Genomic DNA, 18,126 nt, shown 5'->3' with positions numbered 1-18,126 from the left:
TCCGATGTCTGAGAACCACGACGCCGTCGTCCATGACGCGAACGCGGGGAGCGAGTCCCGCTGCCCGGTCGCACACGGACGCGCCCCCCACCCGACCCAGGGCGGCGGTAACCGCGGCTGGTGGCCGAACCAGCTCAACCTGAAGATCCTCGCCAAGAACCCCGCCGTGGCCAACCCCCTCGGTGAGCAGTTCAACTACGCCGAGGCGTTCAAGGCCCTCGACCTCGCCGCCGTGAAGCAGGACATCGCAGAGGTCCTGACGACCTCGCAGGACTGGTGGCCGGCCGACTTCGGCCACTACGGCCCGTTCATGATCCGGATGGCGTGGCACAGCGCGGGCACCTACCGCATCAGTGACGGTCGCGGTGGCGCCGGCGCCGGGCAGCAGCGATTCGCGCCGCTCAACAGCTGGCCGGACAACGGAAACCTCGACAAGGCTCGCCGTCTGCTGTGGCCGGTCAAGAAGAAGTACGGCAAGAACCTCTCGTGGGCCGACCTGATGATCCTCGCCGGCAACGTGGCCCTGGAGTCGATGGGCTTCAAGACCTTCGGCTTCGCCGGTGGCCGCGAGGACGTCTGGGAGCCCGACGAGGACGTCTACTGGGGCCCGGAGACCACCTGGCTCGGCGACCAGCGCTACACCGGCGACCGGGAGCTCGAGAACCCGCTCGCCGCGGTCCAGATGGGCCTCATCTACGTCAACCCGGAGGGCCCGAACGGCAACCCGGACCCGATCGCCTCGGCCCGGGACATCCGTGAGACGTTCCGCCGGATGGCGATGAACGACGAGGAGACGGTCGCGCTCATCGCCGGCGGTCACACCTTCGGCAAGACCCACGGCGCGGGCCCCGCCGACCACGTCGGCCCCGAGCCCGAGGGCGCTCCGCTCGAGGAGCAGGGCCTGGGCTGGAAGAACAGCTTCGGCACCGGCAAGGGCGCCGACACCATCACCAGCGGTATCGAGGTCACCTGGACCTACCACCCGACCCGGTGGGACAACGAGTTCTTCCACATCCTCTTCGCCTACGAGTGGGAGCTGATGCAGTCGCCGGCCGGCGCGCATCAGTGGCGGCCCAAGAACGGCGCGGGCGCCGACATGGTGCCCGAGGCGCACGATCCGTCGAAGCGCCGCGAACCGCGGATGCTCACGAGCGACCTCGCGCTCCGGTTCGACCCGGTCTACGAGCAGATCTCGCGGCGCTTCCTGGCGAACCCGGACGAGTTCGCGGACGCCTTCGCCCGGGCCTGGTTCAAGCTGACCCACCGCGACATGGGTCCAATCGCTCGCTACCTCGGCCCGGAGGTCCCGGCCGAGGCGCTGCTGTGGCAGGACCCCGTCCCGCCGGTGGCGCACGAGCTCATCGACGCGCAGGACATCGCCGCCCTCAAGGGCCAGATCCTCGCCTCGGAGCTGTCGGTGTCCCAGTTGGTATCCACCGCGTGGGCGTCCGCGTCGACGTTCCGGGGCAGCGACAAGCGCGGCGGCGCCAACGGGGCGCGTATCCGCCTCGAGCCGCAGAACGGCTGGGAGGTCAACAACCCCGACGAGCTGGCGACCGTGCTGCACACCCTGGAGAAGATCCAGGAGGGGTTCAACGCCGCCCAGACCGGCGACAAGAGGATCTCCCTCGCCGACCTGATCGTGCTGGCCGGTGGTATCGGCGTCGAGCAGGCCGCTCGGAACGCCGGCTACGCCGTCGAGGTCCCCTTCACGCCGGGACGTACGGACGCGTCGCAGGAGCAGACCGATGTGGAGTCGTTCGCCGCGCTCGAGCCGACCGCGGACGGGTTCCGCAACTACCTCGGCAAGGGCCACCGCCTGCCGGCCGAGTTCCTCCTGATCGACAAGGCGAACCTGCTGACCCTGAGCGCGCCCGAGATGACGGTTCTCATCGGCGGTCTCCGCGTCCTGGGTGCGAACTACCAGCAGTCGCCGCTGGGTGCCTTCACCACGGCCCCCGGGTCGCTGACCAACGACTTCTTCGTCAACCTGCTCGACCTGGGCACGACGTGGAAGCCGACGTCCGAGGACGCACAGACCTTCGAAGCCCGTGACCCCGCCACGGGTGAGGTCAAGTGGACCGGCAGTCGCGTCGACCTCCTCTTCGGTTCGAACTCGGAGCTGCGCGCGCTCGCGGAGGTCTACGCGAGCGACGACGCAGGGGAGAAGTTCGTGCACGACTTCGTCGCTGCCTGGGTCAAGGTGATGAACCTCGACCGGTTCGACCTCGCCTGATCCTGGCGGACGTCCAGGTCGGCCCGCGCCGGCCGACCTGGACGTCCTCGGTCCGCTGATCGGCCTCCTCCGGTCGGTTCACGATCGGGTGATCGCGTTGGCCGCCTGACGAGTGGCGTTACTCGCGGCACGCGTACCCTTGCCGGCATGCCCGTGGCCTTCCCCGACTCGCTGCAGGCTGCGGCCTCTACACCACCACATCGCCGCCTCGCCCCGATCGCGTTCTCTCTGGCCCTGGTCGCCGTGGGAGTCCTTGGTGGCGTCGGGGCCACCACGCTCGTCCACGATCCCTACACCGCCAGGACGGAGGTACTGGTCGGGACGGTCACCTGGTCGAACGACCAGACCAGGTTGATCGCTTTTGAGGAAGACGGGACGACGCGGAGCCCTCTCGATGGCGACACCATCTACGCAGTGATCGCCGACACCTGGGAAGACGCGAACGGGACAATCCACGCCAGCGGCACGTATCCCACCTGCCTGGCCGGTGAGGGCGACGACCCCGTTTCGATGGACCGACACCGAGTCAGGCTTGAGGTCCTACACCGAGACACGGGTGGTCAGCCGCAGCACATCGCCGTCAACGTCCGCTGCCTTGACTGATACGCGGCATTCGTCCGCAGATACCTGGGCGCCGTGCTCACTCCTCCCCAGATCCGTTACGCCGGGCCTCCCCGGGGCCTCGGAACCGGTGCACCTCCTGCGGCCAGTCGAGCACGGTCGCGAGCCTGCCAGCCCAGTATCGCGCCGCCGCGTCGTCGGGCACCCACTCATCGTTGAAGGTGATCAGGTACGCCGTCATGGTCGTCTCCTCTCAGCCCCTGGACGAGGGCCTTTCCCGACTCCTCGTGTGCGGCGGTCCGGCCGGCCGCCGTACCAGCTACTAGGGTTCCTGCATCCGGGATCTGAGCACGTCGAATTCGCACCCCGGCGCGTCCGGATCGAAGCCGTGCTCGATCAGCCAGTGCGACGCCACCAGGCTGCGCAGTGACCACCAGGCGCGGATCACCTCCCGGTCCGCGCCGGCGCCGTAGCCGGCAAGCAAGTCGTCCAGGCGTTCCTCGTGCCCGAGCGTCAAGGTGGCGAGGTCGAACATGGCGTCGCCGGGGGCGGCCTCGGACCAGTCGATGACGCCGGTGACCTCGTCGCCGTCGACGAACACGTGGGTGATCTGCAGGTCGCCGTGGATGAACACCGGTTTCCACGGCCGGAGCGCGGCCTCGGCGATCTCGCGGTTGCGTCGGATCACCTCGGCGGGCAGAACGGCGTTGGCGAGCAGCCACGCGCACTCGCTGTCGAGCTCCGCCGCCACGTCGTCGAGCCGGGGCCCCGGCCACGGCGGCAACGGCGCATCGTGCAGCCTCCGTATGGCGGCACCCGCCGCAGCCCACGCCGCCGGCGATGCGGCCGACGGTTCGCCGAGGAGGCCGAGCGCCTTGCCGGGCACGGCGGCGATCGCGAGCACGGGCGGCTCGCGCCAGAGGATCGCCGGGGTCGGTATCGGCGCCATGGCCATCGCCCGCACCTCGACGTCGGCGTGCGCCGGGTCGCCGTCGACCTTCAGGAACACGTCGCCGACACGCAGCGTCGCGCGCTGGCTGTGGGCGACGACGACTTCAACCTCTTCCATACCGGCCATCCTGGCGGGGATGGCCGCCGATGTCGCCGGAGTTTGCGGGCCGCCGGTTCTGCCGTGAACCACCACCGACTTCGATACACGGCCTAACAGACTCCCCAGACGGGGCGCAGGTCGCTCGTCCGGTAGGGCGTTCCACCTGGCCCCGTCTCGGGAGGCTGGACGGTCTACGACTGCCCGACGAGGAGATCCCGCTTCAGCGCTTGGCCTGGTCTGTTTCGCGTCAGCCCGCCGTGCCTAGACGTGCTCGCAATCGAACAGAGCTTCGCGCTCCCAGAGGCTTCCTGCGAGAGCGACGGGATAGCTGACCTCTCTGACTTGCTTGTCATCGGTCTCGACCGAAAGCCGTAGCGACAGTGGCTCTGGCTGGAATGCGATCGAGCACTCGAACTGCAGCTCGACCACGAGCTGACCGGTGCTGCCAGGGGGCAACAGCCGGGGTTGTCCGATGCTGTTCAGCACGACGCCCGGCCTCCCTGCTTGAGCCCCATGGACGGTGATCGGCGCGGGGCCGGCGTTGATCAGCATCAAATACCCGGACAGCTGGACGGATCCCGGGGAGGCCGAGCCTCCCATAGCCGCTTGAGGGACGGCCACGAGTGCGACCACGGCGTTCCGCTCCCGCTGATCACGCGAGTCTCGCAGTTGGCTGACCCCGAAACCGCCAAGCACAACGCCGACCACGAAGACGGCGACGAGCCGCACGGCAAACTTCTGTCTGATCACGAGGCGGTCATGGGCGGTGGAACCCGACTCCGCCGGCTGGTGATTGTGCTCGTCCAGGTCGATCACTGCATGCTCCGCGGCATGGGCGTCAGCCTAGGGCCTCCCCATCCAGGCGTGTCGGTCCGGCTACGTGCCATCCACATGCCAGTCGGCTCGGGCCTGGCGACCGGCCCGTGCGGCATTTCGACCGATCCGCCGACTGCGCTCCAGGACGGCCACGACGATACTGATCGCTATGGCTACCATCGCGCGGCGCTGGGCGTGGGTCGCGGTGCTGGTGGTCGGTGTCGGGCTCTACCTGCTGGTGCTCGAGGCTCTGGCCGGCACCCGGAACATCAACTTCGTACCCGCGTTGATCCTGCTCGGCGCGTCCATCGCCCCTGCCACGTTCCTGACGTTCGCGCAGGGCCGTTCGGGCCGCTGGCGGGTTCCGGGCTCGATCGTGGGCCTGTCGGCGTTCCTCGGCGGGGTGCTCGGCGTCGTCACCGCGGGCTGGCTGGAGTACGACGCACTGCACCGTCTCGGCGTGTTGCCGATGGTGTTCGTGGGCCTGATCGAGGAGACGGCAAAGCTGGTCGTGCCCGCCGGCATCCTGCTGCTGTGGCGGCGGCACCGGTCGCCGGGCGACGGGCTGGTGATCGGCGTCGCCTCCGGAGCCGGGTTCGCCGCCCTCGAGACCATGGGATACGCGTTCACCGCGCTGGTCGGGTCGCAGGGCAACCTGGGGGCCGTCGAGCAGACGTTGTTGATCCGCGGGCTGACCGCCCCCGCCGCCCACCTGTCCTGGACGGGGTTGACCGCCGGCGCGTTGTTCGCGGTCGCCGCCGCTCCCGGCGCGCGCAGATTGGTCGCCTTCGTCCTGACCTTCGCGGCGGCCGTGACGCTGCACGCCTGCTGGGACACCTTCGACACCCGAACCGCCTACCTCCTGATCGGCGGCATCTCGCTGGGCTGGCTGCTGTTGCAACTGCACCTCTACCGGGATCCGTCGGCCACCACGACCGCCCGGCGGGCCGCCGTGCCGCGACAAGAGACCGCAGGACACCGACGCTGACCGTTCGGCCCCGAGCGGAGCCGTCCCACCGCCGTCGAACACCGCGCGGGGTCGAATGCGCCGGGTCCCCGGGTCTGGCCGGGTAGACGTCCACGCCGGCCAGCCTCGGCGAGTGGCCGCGCCGCGATCCGCGGGGTCGCGTCGCCGCCGGCCCCGCGTCACAGTCAGAACAGCGTCAACGGCCCGACCGGCGCGGGTTCGGGCAGCGGCTTCACCTCGGGCAGGCGCGTCCGGACCTCGTCGTGGAATCTGCGGGCGAGGTCGGGCGCGTCGGCGTTGTCCGGGGTGTGTACAAACATGGTCGGCGAGCGGCCTTCGCGCAGCCAGCCGGTCATCACGTCGAGCCAGGGCTGCCAGCCCTGGACCGTCTGCGCGGGGTCGTCGCGGCCGAGATACCGGACGATCGGCCGGTCGGTCAGCGCGCGGGTGCGTAGCGGCGTACGCGGCTTCCTGGTCCACGCCTCCCGTTCCGCCTCGCTGGTCGGTGGGGTGCGGAAGAACGCGGTGGTGTCGAAGGGGATCCACTCCGCGCCGACCCCGACGAGCGTCTCTTCCAACGTCCGCACCGCCCGGGGGTCGTCGAAGAACGCGGGGTGGCGGACCTCCACGGCGTACCGGTGGGCGGTGGGAAGCCCGCGCAGGAAGCGGGCGAGCGCCGGTACGTCGGCGGGGCCGAACGAGCCCGGCAACTGGATCCAGAGGGCGTGGGCTCGTGGACCGAGGGGTTCGATCGCGTTGAGGAAGACCCGGAGATCCTCGTCGGCGCCGGTGAGCCGACGTTCGTGCGTGACGACCTTCGGCAGCTTGAGCACGAACCGGAAGTCGGGGTCGGTCTGCTGCGCCCACGAGGCCACCGTCTCCCGCGTCGGGGTCGCGTAGAAGGTGGTGTTCCCCTCGACCGCGGTGCACCAGCCGGCGTAGGCGCGCAGCCGCTCGTGCGCCGGCAGCGGGTGCGCCAGGAAGCGTCCCTGCCAGGACCTGTGTGTCCACATCGCGCACCCCACGTGCAGGCGCACCCTGCCCTCCCACCGTTCGACGGACCCGGCGCGGCGGGAGCCGCGCCGTAGGCAGGAACGGTATCCGGCCGGATTTCGGGCGTACCCGCGGCTCAGCGGAATGCTCCCTCCGCCGAGGGAACTGGTCATTGCTTATCTGCTCCACCGGGTCGGCCGAATCGTGCGAAATCGGGGTGGTGAACACCAGGGCCGGCAGTTCCGGCACGTCGAGTCGCGAGCGTCCACGTACCAGGACGCCGACCCTGGCGTTCGTCAGAACTCCTTCCGCGCTTCTTAGAACCGCAGATTGCGCAGGTAGCGGTAGCCGACCTCGGCCGTCTGCTGCGGGGTCACGTCGGGGGTGTCGTTCTCGACGATGTACTCCTGCACGGAATGGGCACGGAAGATCCGGCCAAAATCGATCATCCCGGTGCCCAGGTCGGCCATGTCGCCGTCGGACGCGTGCCGATCCTTGACGTGGTACTGCAGGACACGCTGCGGCGCGGAGCGGATGACATCCAGCGTGAAGCCCTCGGGGTCGGTCACGCCGTCGCCGGAATTGATGCCGCCGGTGACGGCCCAGTAGATGTCGATCTCCAGGTGCACGAGCTTGGGATCGAGCTCCGCGGTCAGCACGTCCCAGGGCCGCTTGCCGCGTCCGAGGTCGATGGTGAACTCGTGGGCGTGGTTGTGGTAGCCGTAGCGCAGGCCAGCCTTGGCCGCCGCCGCGGCCTCGACGTTCATCTGTTCCGCCCAGCGCTTCCAGTCGTCCTCGCGCTCGGAGTACAGGTATGGCACCACCAGGTAGGACTGGCCCAGGGTAACCGCGTTCCGGATCTTCTGGTCCAGACTGGCGGCGTCCTCGCTGATCCCGTCGTGGCTGGAGCTGGCCCGGATGCCGATGTCGTCCAGGAACCGGCGCAGCTGGGCGGCGGTACGACCGAAGTAGCCGAGCGCCAGCTCCACCTTGGGATAGCCGATCCGGGCGAGGTGGGTGAGGGTCGCGTCGTATCCCGGGGAACCCCACAGCGCGTCGCGTACGGTCCACAGCTGGATGCTGATGAGGCCCGGCGGCACGTGCGGCCGCCCGGTGCTGCGGGTGGTGGCCGTCGCTGCCGTCGCGCCCAGCGCCGACGACGCCAGCCCGGCGCCGGCGAGCGCCGTCAGTGAGCCGCGTAGCAGGCTCCGTCGGTCAACGACGGACCGCCGCAGCGCGGCTTCTCCGTCATGTCCGTAACACATGGTGACTCCTTCTTCCGGGGATCAGGCGGTGGGAACCAGGACGACCTCGTCCGATCCGGTCAGGGCGGGCAGCCCGTTGCCGCCGGGATCGGTGTAGGACGCCACGAACACGGCGGTCAGGTTGTCCTTGCCCGGGTCATGGCCGGACGGCACCGTCGTATGGATCGAGCCGGTGCAGCCGTTGGCGGTGGTCTGCGGGTGCCCATGTTGGTCGTGGCCGAGGATGTACGTGACACTGACCCGCGAGCAGTCCACCGGCTGGTCGTCGGTCACCCGTACCTCGAACTGCACGGTGTCGCCGAACTGGAACGGTTGGCCGGCGACCGGCTTGACCAGCTCCACCACGGGCGCGGCGTTGCCGACCACGACGCGGACCGACGCGGAGGCCGACAGCCCACCCGGGTCGCTCACCTTGAGCGTGGCGTTGTAGAGGCCGTTCTTCTGGTACGTGAACGTCGGGTTCGCCACCCGCGAGTCGACCTTGCCGTCGTTGTCGAAGTCCCACGCGTACGAAAGCCGGTCGCCGTCGTAGTCGAGGGTGCCCTCGCTGGAGAAGGCGACGGTCAGTGGCGTGACCCCGTTGGTGGGCGTGGCCGAGGCCTGGGGCACCGGGGTGTGGTTGCCCTTCCAGCCGATGTAGTCGATCCGGGCCAGCTGCGCGTCCGGGTTCTCGCTGAAGAAACCGTCGCCGTACTCGAGCACGTAGAGCGCGCCGTCCGGGCCGAACTCCAGGTCCATCGGGTTGTCGAAGGTGAACGAGGGGAGCACCGGCTCGATCCCGCCGACACCGCCGCCGGCGTTCAGCCGGAAGCCCTTCACGTAGTCCCGGGTCCACTCGTGGAACAGCGGGATGCCGTCGTAGTACGCGGGCCACGCCACCGGGGCGCGTCCCTGCGTCTTCGGGAAGGAGAAGTGGTACGCCGGCCCGGCCATCGGCCCGATGCCGCCCGTGCCCAGCTCCGGGAACTGCGCCGAGGCGCCGTAGCCGTACCAGACGTCCGGCTGCTGCACTGGCGGCAGCTCGCGCAGGCCGGTGTTGTGCGGTGACTCGTTGACCGGCGCGGAGCAGTTGAACGGTTGCCCGGACCGGCCGGTGGCGAAGTCGTAGTCCACGTACGGCAGCTGTGCGGTGGCGCAGTAGGGCCAGCCGTAGTTTCCGGCCTTACGGACCGTGGCCCACTTGCCCTGCCCGGCTGGTCCGCGCAGCGGGTCGGCCTCGCCGGCGTCGGGCGAGTAGTCGGCGACGTACAGCTCGTCGGACTGGCGGTTGAACTCGATCCGGAACGGATTGCGCAGGCCCATCAGGTAGATCTCCGGCCGGGTGCCGGCCGTGCCCCGCGGGAAGAGGTTCCCGTCCGGGATGGTGTAGCCCCCGCCGTCGCGTACCTTGACGCGCAGGATCTTGCCGCGCAGGTCGTTGGTGTTCGCCGAGCTGCGCTGCGCGTCGTACGCCGGGTTGCGGCCGGGCCGCTCGTCAATGGGGGTGTAGCCGCCCGATTCGAACGGGTTGGTGTCGTCGCCGGTGGACAGGTACAGGTTGCCCTTGGCGTCGAAGACGATGTCTCCGCCGACGTGGCAGCAGATGCCCCGGTCGACCGGCACGTCGAGGATCTGCTGCTCGGTTGACAGGTCCAGCTTGTCCTTGACCAACCGGAACCGGGAGAGCCGGATCGCTCCCTTGAACGGCTCGAAGTCCGCGGGCGTGCCCCAGGCCGGCGCGTCGCCCTCGTTGACGTTCGGGGTCGACGGGTCGTCGACCGGAGTGTTCATCGGTGGTGAGTAGTACAGGTAGACCCAGTTGTTTCCGGCCTTGCCGAAATTGGGATCGATCGCGACGTTCTGCAGGCCTTCCTCGTCGTGCCGGTAGACGTCGAGGGTCGCGGCGAGGGTGTTGCGGCCCGTGGTGGGGTCGTGCAGCCAGACCTCCCCAGGGCGGGTCACGTGGAGCACCCGGCTGTCGGGCAGCACGGCGAGGTCCATCGGCTCGCCCGGGGTGTCGTTGAGGGTGACCTTCTGGAATTTCGACTCGGGGGGCGCGCTCGTCGTGCCCGGCTCGGCCATCGAGACGGTTGGTGTGGCGACGAGGGCGGTGGTTGTCAGGCTCGCTACGGCGAGCGCAAGTCGTCTCTTCATCTGCCTCTCCTTTGGCTGGGGACGGGTCGGGGCAGGTCGGGACGTACTGCTGGTTTCCTCTTGTGGACGATCCGGTGTGTTGGGTGCTGAGCCGCTCGCTGCGTGGGGCGCGCCGAGCGCGGCGCTGGCCGGCGGCGTCCGCGCCGCGCTGCATCGTCAGCTACCCGAAGGTCGTCGACGGGAGGCGGCCGCGGTGGTGGCGCGTGCTGCACGTGGGTCAGGGGATCGGTCGCGCCGGTTGACGGCCGACGCTAACAAAACTAATGTCGATATGTCCATAGCTTTCACCGTGTGAGCGCCGACTTTCGTCTGTTGTTGACGAAAGTCGGCGCGGCTGCTCGGATTGGTCGTCGGCCCAGCACGGGACGCTCGGCATCTTCGGCTTGCCTGTCGCCGGTCAGGGGAGTAGGCGGTAGATCCACCCCAAGCCGATCGGGGAGACCGCATGGGACCTCGGGCGTTCATCACCGCGACCATCGCCTCGGCCGCGCTCGTGGCCGGAACCGCCGTGCCCGCTCAGGCAAAGCTGGCCGAGCCGCCGAAGGAACCGGTGGCCGTCGGGTACTGGGGAGCGGTGTCCACGGTGGACGACTTCGAGCCGTTGATCGGCTCAGGGGTGACCGGCGACGAACTTCGGGTGGCTCGGGCTTGGCGCCATGGGTCGGCGAGTGGCCCGGCGACTTCGTCGCGGCCGGTCACGACCTCACGGTATGCAATCGCATGATGTTGGCCGATCCGCTGCCGTCGTGGCGGTTACCGAGGGACCGGGCGGCATCGCTGCGGCGCGCGCTGTTCCCCGCGCAGCGCGGCGGGAATCCCCGCCCCACAGCGGAGAGAACGTCAACGGTGCCCTGACGGATGGTAGTGCTCCGTGGTGAGGAGGTCGGCCAGCGCGGTGATGGCGCCCTGGTCGCCGAGGGCGACGATGGTGTCGCCGTGGTGGAGTACGAGGTCGGGATCGGGTGCGGTGGTGATCTCCTGGTCGTGGATGACGGCGACGATCAACGCGCCGGTGTGGGCGCGGGCGTCGCGAATGGGGCGGTCCGCGTAGGCGGATCCGGCGGGTATGCGGATGCGGGCCGCGGTGATGCCGGCGATCTGCTGTTCGAGGTCGGCGAGGTGGTCGATGGTGACCGTGGCGTCGAGCAGGTCGGCGACCTGGTGCGCCTCACCGGGTTGCAGGACGACGGTGGCGGTGACCGCCTGCGGGTCATCGGGGTCGTAGAAGACGAGATCGCGGCGGCCGGTGAGGTGGCAGATGACGCCGAGACGCTGGCGGCCGGCGGTGGTGGCGGTGTGGCTGATGCCGACGCCGGGCAGTGCGGTCCGTTCGATCTTCATGTGTCCTCCGGTCGAATGCGTCAGGCGGCATCACGGTTCAACCCTCGCCCGTGTCACCCGGCGACCACCATCCGTGCCGACACCCAAATCACGAGCGGGGGCCGCTTCGTCCGGGGGTCCGCTCCCAGCGGGAAATGGGTGTCAGCCCCGATCGACAGCCGACCGGGGGCGAGTCAGCCTGGTACGGCTACGGTCGGATGCAGGCGGGCGGGCGGAAATTGGGATAGCACGATCGAGGAGGCCACACGGAGTGTCGCTGTTCTGGCGGATCTTCCTGCTCAACGCGGTGGTCCTTGCGGTGGCTCTGGCGCTGCTCATGCTGGGCCCGGTCACCGTGTCCACCCCGGTGTTGCTGACCGAGGCGCTCATCCTGACCTGCGGCCTTTCCGCCATGCTGGTCGCCAACGGGTTGCTGCTCCGCATCGGATTGGCCCCGTTGGATCGACTCAGCCGCACGATGGGCACCATCGACCTGCTGCGCCCGGGGCATCGCCTGGCTGTCACCGGCCACGACGGCATCGCCGAGCTGATCCGTACCTTCAACACCATGCTCGATCGGCTGGAGGCCGAACGCGCCACCAGTTCGGCCCGCGCCCTGTCCGCGCAGGAGGCTGAGCGGCGCCGCATCGCTCAGGAACTGCACGACGAGATCGGTCAGACCCTCACGGCCGTCCTGCTCGAACTCAAACGCGTGGCCGACCAGGCGCCTCCACCGGTACGTGATCAGGTGCACCAGGTGCAGGAGACGACCCGCAACAGCCTGGACGAGATCCGTCGGATCGCTCGCCGGCTGCGCCCCGGCGTGCTGGCGGAACTCGGCCTGGCCAGTGCCCTTAAGGCCCTGGCCGGCGAGTTCTCCACGGCCGGGCTGACCGTGCGTCCCAGCGTCGACAACGACCTCCCCGAGCTGGGTGAGGAGGCCGAACTGGTGCTCTACCGGGTTGCCCAGGAAGCGCTGACCAACAGCGCACGTCACGCCGACGCCCGCCACGTCGCCCTCACCCTGCGCCACCGCCCCGACGGCGTAGAGTTGTGCATCCGTGACGACGGCCGCGGGTTGCGCGACGCGGCGGAGGGGGCCGGTATCCGGGGGATGCGGGAGCGGGCGCTGCTCGTCGGTGCGGACCTGACCGTGGGGCCGGCGCGCGGGGGCGGCAGTCAGGTGCGGCTACTGGTGCCCATCCGCCAGGAGGCGATTGCCGATGGGTGAGGTGCGACCGACGCGCATCCTGCTTGCCGACGATCACGCCCTGGTCCGGCGCGGGGTGCGACTGATCCTCGACAACGAACCGGATCTGTGCGTGGTCGCCGAGACGGCCGACGGCGCCGAAGCGGTCGCCCAGGCCCGCACGGAGCGGCCCGACCTGGCGATCCTGGACATCGCCATGCCGCGCCTCACCGGCTTACAGGCCGCCCGGGAGATGTCCCGGTTGATGCCCGAGATGCGCATTCTGATCTTGACGATGTACGACAACGAGCAGTACTTCTTCGAAGCGCTCAAGGCCGGGGCGTCCGGGTACGTGCTGAAGTCCGTCGCCGACCGTGACCTGGTGGAGGCGTGCCGCGCCGCCGTGCGTGGTGAACCGTTCCTGTATCCCGGCGCGGTCAACGCGCTGATCCGCAACTACCTCGAACGCGTTGCCAGGGGCGACGACCAGCCCGGCAGAACCATCACCGACCGGGAAGAAGAAGTCTTGAAGCTGGTGGCGGAAGGCTACTCGTCGAAGCAGATCGCCGACCTGCTGTTCATCAGCGTGAAGACGGTGGAACGGCACCGCGCCAACCTGCTGCAGAAGCTCGGCCTGCGGGACCGGCTGGAGCTGACCCGCTACGCCATCCGCGCCGGCCTGATCGAGCCGTAGCGGCGCCGAGATGTGCGGTCCGCGCACCCGCCGATCATCGTCATCATGGGCGCAATGTGGACAATCGCCGCCCAGCGCTCGTGGCGTCGTCGATTCGGCGCGCGCCCTACCTACGGCTGCCGGACTACCCTGTCGTGACCAGACCCGGCGTCGATCGAGAGAGGGTGTGCCGGCATGGAGGTGCATCGCACTGCGCTGCCCGGTATCGGGTTGCTCTTCGAGTTCGTCACCGAGCGTGGACGGCGGGTCGGGGTGGTGTTCCACCGCACCGGCCGCCGCGAGGTCGTTGTCTACAGCCGGGAAGACCCGGACATGGCCGCGGTCACCCTGACCCTCAACGCCGACGAAGCCGACGGCATGGCCGAGCTACTCGCCACCAACCGGATCGTCGAACGCGTCGACGCCCTGCACAAGCAGGTCCAAGGCCTCGTCACAGAGAAGATCCCGATCCCGGCCGGGTCACCGTACGACCGGCGTTCGCTCGGTGACACCCGGGCCCGTACCCGCACCGGGGCGTCGATCGTGGCGGTGGTGCGCGGTCAGCAGGTCCACGCCAGCCCAGGCCCGGACTTCGTGTTCCACGCCGATGACGTTGTCGTGGTCGTCGGCACCGCCGAGGGCACCTCCGCGGTCGCCCGGCTGCTCGCCGAAGCCTGAGCCCGCGTGGAAGACACCGTCGGCTGCCGCACGGCGACTGCCGGCGAGCGGCGTTGCCCCGATCGGGAACGGAACCGGCACGGTGTCGCCTAAAGTCGCAGGTGCGGCCCGACCCGCGCGTGGTTGCTGCCCTTCGGTCTGCAAACGGGGAAGGACTGATGAGCGTGATCGAGGTGTGGTACTTCGACGGCTGCCCGAGCCACGAGAGCTTTGTGCCGCATCTGCGGGCGCTGCTCGACACCGCCGGGGTGGACGAGCCGATCCACGAGCGCGCGGTGGAGACCGACGACGACGCGCTGGCGCACCGGTTCCTCGGCTCGCCGACGCTGCGGATCGACGGCGTCGATGTCGACCCGACCGCCGCGCAGCGCACGGATTACGGGCTGCAGTGCCGGCTCTACCCGGCCGAGGACGGCCTTCGCGGCATCCCACCCGACGCCTGGATCCTGGCCGCCCTGCGGCAACGGGTATCCGCCTCGGTTGCCGGCTGATGGTCGCCCGGGTCGATCTGCCGCAGCTGCGTGCGCTCCTGGACGCGGGCGCCCAACTCGTCGAGGTGCTGCCCGCTGCCGAGTACGCCGACCAGCATCTGCCCGGCGCGCTCAACATCCCCCTCAAGACCCTCAACGCCGACACGACCGCGCCCCTCGACCGCAGCCGGCCGATCGTCGTCTACTGCTGGGACGGCCTTTGAGACCAGAGCCCGCGAGCCGCGTGCCGGCTCGAAGCCCTCGGTTTCACCGACGTCTACGACTACGCCGCCGGCAAGGTGGACTGGCTCGCGCACAATCTGCCGACCGAGGGCGCTGAGGCCGGCGCGCCGAGCGCCGGCAGCCGCCTGCGCCACGACGTACCCACTGCGGGCACTGACGAGGCGCTCGCCGCCGTACGGGCCCGCGTCGACGCCTCCCCGTACCGGTTTGCCCTGGTTCTCGCCAGCGATCGCACCCTGCTCGGCCGGCTCCGGTACGCCGCTCTCGCGGGCGACCCGGGCGCCGCAGTCCACGAAGTGATGGAACTCGGTCCGTCGACAGTTCGCCCCCACGTGGCCCTGGCCGGCGTCGAGTCCCACCTCCGCGACCACCACCTGATCTACGTGATCGTCACCGACCCGCAGGGACGCCTGCTGGGCACGGTGCATCTCAAGGACCTGGGCGGCTGATCTCGACCGGGTGCCGATGTTGCCTCGGCACGCGCGCGGCGCGGCGGCCGGCTCTACCCGGCTCGCCGGATCAGGGCCGAGGTGGTCGCGTCGTCATTCCTCCGGCTCGCCGAGCCCGCGGCGCTGCGGATAGATGGTCTCCCCGCGGGCCAGCATGGCGACGAACTGCGCGATCCGGCGTTGGCGGGTCTCGGCCCGCTTCGCGGTGCCGAGCCGGTAGATGATCGCGTACCGGTTCTGGGCGGTGAGGATGTCGAACATCGCCCGGGCCCGGGGCTCCGCGGCCAGGGCGGCGGCGAGATCCTCCGGCAACTCCGCAGTGGCCGGGCCGGGGTAGGCGGCGTCCCAGCGGCCGTCGGCCTTGGCCCGCTCCACCTCGGCGATGCCGGCGGGGTGCATGCGACCCTGCGCCGTCAGCCTGGCCACGATGCCGACGTTCCGGGCCGACCAGGGGCTGCGTGCCCGGCGCGGGGTGAAGCGTTGGCGAAAGGTGGACTCGTCGCGGCCCTTGACCTGGCCGTCGATCCAGCCGTGGCACAACGCCTCGTCGAGCGCCTGGTCGTAGGTGAGGGTGGTGGGCTCGCGGCTGCCTCGCTTGGCCAGGATCAGCCACACGCCGTCAGGGTCGGCGTGGTGCGCGCCGAGCCAGTCCCGCCAGGCGGTGGCGTCCGGGACGATCAGCTCCGGTAACTCGCCGGCCATCGTGACAGCTCCTTCAGAAGGCTCGAGCCGGGATCCGGGCCCGCCGTCACCGCGGGCCCTTGGTCTTCGACGGCTTCAGGCTCGGCGTCGACGTCGGGGTCGGCGTGGGTGACCAGGTCGGAAGGGACGTCGGCAGGTCGGTCGGGCTGGGGTTCGGGCTTGACGGCGTCACGGTCGGCGTCGGCCGTGCCGACGGCGTGGGGGACGTCGTGGTCGGGGCCGGTGCCCGGGTGGGGGGCGGCGGGGCGTCGCCCGGGAACTTCGGGTCAGCGAACCGGTACTTGTCCGGGTCGAGCTTCAGGGCCCCGGTCGCCTGCTCCATGAACTGCCGCCAGATCGGCCCGGGGCCGCTGGACCCGTACACCTCGTAGCTGCCGTCCTTCGTCTTCAGCGGCTTGCCGTCGGTGGTGCCGAGCCAGACGGCGGCGGCCAACGCTCCGGTCCAGCCGACCATCCAGGTGTGCACGTTCTGCGTAGTGCTCTTCCCCGCCTGCCAGGTGCCGGTCTTGCCGGCGGAGTCCCAGTCGTTGTCCAGCTTGGCGGCCTTCACCCGGCGCAGTGTCCAGTCGAGCTGGTTGAGGGCCTCCTCGTCCAGCCCGAGGTCGGTCTGCACCAGTTCCTCGGCGTACACCTTGTCGTCGCCCTTGGTCACCGAGCGGACGAAGTGCGCCTCGGCGCGCTTGCCGCCGGCCGCGAAGGTGGCCATCCCGTTGGCGTGGTCCTGCACGCTGATTCCGTACTGGCCGATGCCGACCTCGGTGGAGAAGAGCTTGGCCGACTCGGCGGCCGGCTTGTCGCGCAGGTCCACCCGTTGCGGCTGCGGGTTGCCCTTCTCGGTCGCCCACATCGAGTCGACCCCGGCCCGCTTCGCCATGTCGATGACCTTGGCGGTGCCCAGCTTCTCGGTCAGTTCGAAGTAGGTGACGTTCAGCGAGGCGACCGTGGCCTCCCAGAGCGCGCAGTTCGGCTGGCAGGAGGCGTGCTCGGCGTTGCGGATCGGGCCGGCAGGGCTGTCCTTGGTACGCCCCGACTCGGGGAACTCCTTGGTCTCCGGCGAGTCGAAGTGCTGCTTCACCGAGATGTCGTCCTGCACCGCCGCGGCCAGGTCGTACACCTTGAACGAGGAGCCCGGTGGGTGCTGGCCGAACCCGTGCGACTGCCCGTCCTCGTCGTAGTACCAGCCGGCGTAGTCGGCGCCCCTGCCGCTGTTGCCGCCGTAGTAGCCGAGTACCCGCCCGGTGCCCGGTTCCACCGCCACCAGCGCGGCCTGCCAGTTGTCCGGTTGGCCACGCACCGCCTCGGGGGCGGTGTCGCGGCGGATGTCGGCGGCCGCCTCGGCCGCGTCCTGGACCCGCTTGTCGATGGTGGTGACGATCTTGTAGCCGCCATCGCGGATGACCTCGTCCGGTTTGCCCTGGAACTGCTCGGTCTGGCGTAGCTCGCTGAGCACGTGGTTGACGACCAGGCCGGTGGGCTGGTCCAGCCCGGACCGGCCGGCGTTCGGGTCGACCGGCTTCACCGTGTCCGGGTACGCGAGGTTCGTCGCCTGCTCGGGCGTCAGGTAGCCCAGTTTCAGCATGCCGTCGCGGATGTAGGTCCAACGGGCGATCGAGTTCTGCTTGGCCTTCGCGTTCCGCCGCGGGTCGTAGCCCGGCGAACCCTCGGGGTCGTTCGGATCGGCCTCCGGCTGCTTGACCATCGCGCAGAGCACCATCGCCTCCGCCTGGGTCAGCTGATGGGACGCCGGCGCGTCCCGGCGCACCGTCTTGCCGAAGTACGTCTGCGCCGCCGCCTCGATCCCGTACGCGCCGCGCCCGAACGGCACCGTGTTCAGATAGAAGCCGAGGATTTCCTCTTTGCTGTACTTGTCGGCCAGCTTCCAGGCGATGACCGCCTCGCGCAGCTTCCGCGAGTAGGTGACCCCGGTCAGATCGGCGGCGACCCGCGCGTACTGCTGGGTGATGGTGGAGGCGCCCTGGCGCTGCCCGCCGGTGAGGTTCGACCAGGCGGCGCGGAGCACGCCGCTGAAGTCGATGCCCTTGTTGGTCCAGAACGAGCGGTCCTCGGCCGCCACGATGGCCTGCTTGGCCGAGTCGTTCATCTGGTCGTACGGGACGATGGTGCGGTTCTCATCGCCGAGCTTCGCCATCGGGGTGCGACCGTCCGCGTAGTAGACGGTGGTCGACTCCGGGAGTTTGAGGTCCGTGGGCGTGGGCACGCTGTCGAAGTAGTAGCCGCCGGCGACCAGGCCGGAGCCGGCCAGCAGCGCGAAGACCGCCAGGAAGATCAGCACGCGGTGGCGTCGACGCTTCCGCCCCGTGCGCGGGACGGTGTAACTATTGGCGTTGTCGTTGTCACCGGTTGGCAGCATCCGCACCCG

At 69.8% G+C, this 18,126-nt stretch carries 19 protein-coding genes; 9 read left to right on the top strand and 10 right to left on the bottom strand.

The window, feature by feature from the left end; genetic code table 11:
- Positions 1-4 precede the first annotated feature (4 nt).
- The gene (katG, locus tag ACNAVT_RS26410) at positions 5-2,236 is read left to right on the top strand and encodes a catalase/peroxidase HPI (protein ID WP_416300046.1); all 2,232 of its coding nucleotides are present in this window, start codon (positions 5-7) and stop codon (positions 2,234-2,236) included.
- Positions 2,237-2,383: 147 nt separating this feature from the next.
- Positions 2,384-2,839, top strand: a complete 456-nt coding sequence (locus tag ACNAVT_RS26405; protein WP_416300040.1) for a hypothetical protein — start codon at positions 2,384-2,386, stop codon at positions 2,837-2,839.
- Positions 2,840-2,876: 37 nt separating this feature from the next.
- On the opposite strand, the gene ACNAVT_RS26400 is transcribed toward ACNAVT_RS26405, so the two are convergent.
- The 3 genes from ACNAVT_RS26400 to ACNAVT_RS26390 form a co-directional block, all read right to left on the bottom strand.
- On the bottom strand, positions 2,877-3,038 hold the full coding sequence (locus ACNAVT_RS26400) for a hypothetical protein (protein ID WP_416300038.1): 162 nt from the start codon (positions 3,036-3,038) through the stop codon (positions 2,877-2,879).
- An 81-nt stretch (positions 3,039-3,119) separates the two neighbouring features.
- Positions 3,120-3,875 (bottom strand): phosphotransferase family protein, encoded by a 756-nt coding sequence (locus ACNAVT_RS26395; protein ID WP_416300037.1) that lies wholly within the window; start codon positions 3,873-3,875, stop codon positions 3,120-3,122.
- A gap of 234 nt (positions 3,876-4,109) precedes the next feature.
- Positions 4,110-4,664: a hypothetical protein gene (locus tag ACNAVT_RS26390; protein ID WP_416300035.1), complete on the bottom strand. Its 555-nt coding sequence runs from the start codon at positions 4,662-4,664 to the stop codon at positions 4,110-4,112.
- Positions 4,665-4,833: 169 nt separating this feature from the next.
- Here ACNAVT_RS26390 and ACNAVT_RS26385 point away from each other — a divergent pair, with 169 nt between their 5' ends.
- Positions 4,834-5,652 carry a PrsW family intramembrane metalloprotease gene (locus ACNAVT_RS26385; RefSeq protein ID WP_416300034.1) on the top strand — a complete coding sequence of 273 codons (819 nt, stop codon included), beginning with the start codon at positions 4,834-4,836 and terminating at the stop codon, positions 5,650-5,652.
- 164 nt (positions 5,653-5,816) lie between these two features.
- On the opposite strand, the gene ACNAVT_RS26380 is transcribed toward ACNAVT_RS26385, so the two are convergent.
- The 5 genes from ACNAVT_RS26380 to ACNAVT_RS26360 form a co-directional block, all read right to left on the bottom strand.
- Positions 5,817-6,644 carry a DUF72 domain-containing protein gene (locus tag ACNAVT_RS26380; protein ID WP_416300033.1) on the bottom strand — a complete coding sequence of 276 codons (828 nt, stop codon included), beginning with the start codon at positions 6,642-6,644 and terminating at the stop codon, positions 5,817-5,819.
- A gap of 297 nt (positions 6,645-6,941) precedes the next feature.
- Positions 6,942-7,889, bottom strand: coding sequence for a sugar phosphate isomerase/epimerase family protein (locus ACNAVT_RS26375; RefSeq protein ID WP_416300031.1), 948 nt, complete (start codon positions 7,887-7,889; stop codon positions 6,942-6,944).
- A 21-nt stretch (positions 7,890-7,910) separates the two neighbouring features.
- Complete coding sequence (locus ACNAVT_RS26370; protein ID WP_416300029.1) at positions 7,911-10,022, bottom strand: PQQ-dependent sugar dehydrogenase; 2,112 nt, start codon at positions 10,020-10,022, stop codon at positions 7,911-7,913.
- 516 nt (positions 10,023-10,538) lie between these two features.
- Complete coding sequence (locus ACNAVT_RS26365; protein ID WP_416300027.1) at positions 10,539-10,721, bottom strand: hypothetical protein; 183 nt, start codon at positions 10,719-10,721, stop codon at positions 10,539-10,541.
- A gap of 141 nt (positions 10,722-10,862) precedes the next feature.
- On the bottom strand, positions 10,863-11,363 hold the full coding sequence (locus ACNAVT_RS26360; protein WP_416300026.1) for a cation:proton antiporter regulatory subunit: 501 nt from the start codon (positions 11,361-11,363) through the stop codon (positions 10,863-10,865).
- Between the two features lie 250 nt (positions 11,364-11,613).
- Here ACNAVT_RS26360 and ACNAVT_RS26355 point away from each other — a divergent pair, with 250 nt between their 5' ends.
- The 6 genes from ACNAVT_RS26355 to ACNAVT_RS26330 all read left to right on the top strand — a co-directional run bounded on the left by ACNAVT_RS26355 (position 11,614) and on the right by ACNAVT_RS26330 (position 15,044).
- Complete coding sequence (locus ACNAVT_RS26355; RefSeq protein WP_416300025.1) at positions 11,614-12,573, top strand: HAMP domain-containing sensor histidine kinase; 960 nt, start codon at positions 11,614-11,616, stop codon at positions 12,571-12,573.
- The gene (locus tag ACNAVT_RS26350) at positions 12,566-13,225 is read left to right on the top strand and encodes a response regulator (protein WP_416300023.1); all 660 of its coding nucleotides are present in this window, start codon (positions 12,566-12,568) and stop codon (positions 13,223-13,225) included. The genes ACNAVT_RS26355 and ACNAVT_RS26350 overlap by 8 nt, the downstream gene beginning before the upstream one ends.
- 174 nt (positions 13,226-13,399) lie before the next feature.
- Positions 13,400-13,882, top strand: a complete 483-nt coding sequence (locus ACNAVT_RS26345) for a cation:proton antiporter regulatory subunit (protein WP_416300021.1) — start codon at positions 13,400-13,402, stop codon at positions 13,880-13,882.
- Positions 13,883-14,040: 158 nt separating this feature from the next.
- Complete coding sequence (locus tag ACNAVT_RS26340) at positions 14,041-14,373, top strand: hypothetical protein (protein WP_416300020.1); 333 nt, start codon at positions 14,041-14,043, stop codon at positions 14,371-14,373.
- Entirely contained in the window at positions 14,373-14,576 is a 204-nt protein-coding gene (locus ACNAVT_RS26335) for a rhodanese-like domain-containing protein (protein WP_416300018.1), read from the top strand. Before ACNAVT_RS26340 ends, ACNAVT_RS26335 begins: the two co-directional genes overlap by 1 nt.
- Positions 14,577-14,651: 75 nt before the next feature.
- Positions 14,652-15,044 carry a hypothetical protein gene (locus tag ACNAVT_RS26330; RefSeq protein ID WP_416300016.1) on the top strand — a complete coding sequence of 131 codons (393 nt, stop codon included), beginning with the start codon at positions 14,652-14,654 and terminating at the stop codon, positions 15,042-15,044.
- 93 nt (positions 15,045-15,137) lie between these two features.
- Here the strand turns inward: ACNAVT_RS26330 and ACNAVT_RS26325 are convergent, their stop codons facing one another.
- Both ACNAVT_RS26325 and ACNAVT_RS26320 read right to left on the bottom strand, forming a co-directional pair.
- Entirely contained in the window at positions 15,138-15,746 is a 609-nt protein-coding gene (locus tag ACNAVT_RS26325; RefSeq protein ID WP_416300014.1) for a YdeI/OmpD-associated family protein, read from the bottom strand.
- 46 nt (positions 15,747-15,792) lie between these two features.
- The gene (locus ACNAVT_RS26320) at positions 15,793-18,117 is read right to left on the bottom strand and encodes a transglycosylase domain-containing protein (RefSeq protein ID WP_416300044.1); all 2,325 of its coding nucleotides are present in this window, start codon (positions 18,115-18,117) and stop codon (positions 15,793-15,795) included.
- Positions 18,118-18,126: the final 9 nt, after the last annotated feature.

Origin of the sequence: Micromonospora sp. SL4-19, from assembly GCF_047921475.1 — a bacterium.
Taxonomy (GTDB): domain Bacteria; phylum Actinomycetota; class Actinomycetes; order Mycobacteriales; family Micromonosporaceae; genus Micromonospora.
This window is presented reverse-complemented; position numbering and strand designations above follow the sequence as displayed.

What these genes read in the sequence shown, in the direction of transcription:
- ACNAVT_RS26345 (WP_416300021.1), top strand. Translation starts at nt 13,400, where the DNA reads ATGGAGGTGCATCGCACTGCGCTGCCCGGTATCGGGTTGCTCTTCGAG.
- ACNAVT_RS26350 (WP_416300023.1), top strand. Translation starts at nt 12,566, where the DNA reads ATGGGTGAGGTGCGACCGACGCGCATCCTGCTTGCCGACGATCACGCC.
- ACNAVT_RS26405 (WP_416300040.1), top strand. Translation starts at nt 2,384, where the DNA reads ATGCCCGTGGCCTTCCCCGACTCGCTGCAGGCTGCGGCCTCTACACCA.
- katG (WP_416300046.1), top strand. Translation starts at nt 5, where the DNA reads ATGTCTGAGAACCACGACGCCGTCGTCCATGACGCGAACGCGGGGAGC.
- ACNAVT_RS26335 (WP_416300018.1), top strand. Translation starts at nt 14,373, where the DNA reads ATGGTCGCCCGGGTCGATCTGCCGCAGCTGCGTGCGCTCCTGGACGCG.
- ACNAVT_RS26380 (WP_416300033.1), bottom strand. Translation starts at nt 6,644, where the DNA reads ATGTGGACACACAGGTCCTGGCAGGGACGCTTCCTGGCGCACCCGCTG.
- ACNAVT_RS26400 (WP_416300038.1), bottom strand. Translation starts at nt 3,038, where the DNA reads ATGACGGCGTACCTGATCACCTTCAACGATGAGTGGGTGCCCGACGAC.
- ACNAVT_RS26375 (WP_416300031.1), bottom strand. Translation starts at nt 7,889, where the DNA reads ATGTGTTACGGACATGACGGAGAAGCCGCGCTGCGGCGGTCCGTCGTT.
- ACNAVT_RS26360 (WP_416300026.1), bottom strand. Translation starts at nt 11,363, where the DNA reads ATGAAGATCGAACGGACCGCACTGCCCGGCGTCGGCATCAGCCACACC.
- ACNAVT_RS26370 (WP_416300029.1), bottom strand. Translation starts at nt 10,022, where the DNA reads ATGAAGAGACGACTTGCGCTCGCCGTAGCGAGCCTGACAACCACCGCC.
- ACNAVT_RS26385 (WP_416300034.1), top strand. Translation starts at nt 4,834, where the DNA reads ATGGCTACCATCGCGCGGCGCTGGGCGTGGGTCGCGGTGCTGGTGGTC.
- ACNAVT_RS26325 (WP_416300014.1), bottom strand. Translation starts at nt 15,746, where the DNA reads ATGGCCGGCGAGTTACCGGAGCTGATCGTCCCGGACGCCACCGCCTGG.
- ACNAVT_RS26395 (WP_416300037.1), bottom strand. Translation starts at nt 3,875, where the DNA reads ATGGCCGGTATGGAAGAGGTTGAAGTCGTCGTCGCCCACAGCCAGCGC.
- ACNAVT_RS26340 (WP_416300020.1), top strand. Translation starts at nt 14,041, where the DNA reads ATGAGCGTGATCGAGGTGTGGTACTTCGACGGCTGCCCGAGCCACGAG.
- ACNAVT_RS26320 (WP_416300044.1), bottom strand. Translation starts at nt 18,117, where the DNA reads ATGCTGCCAACCGGTGACAACGACAACGCCAATAGTTACACCGTCCCG.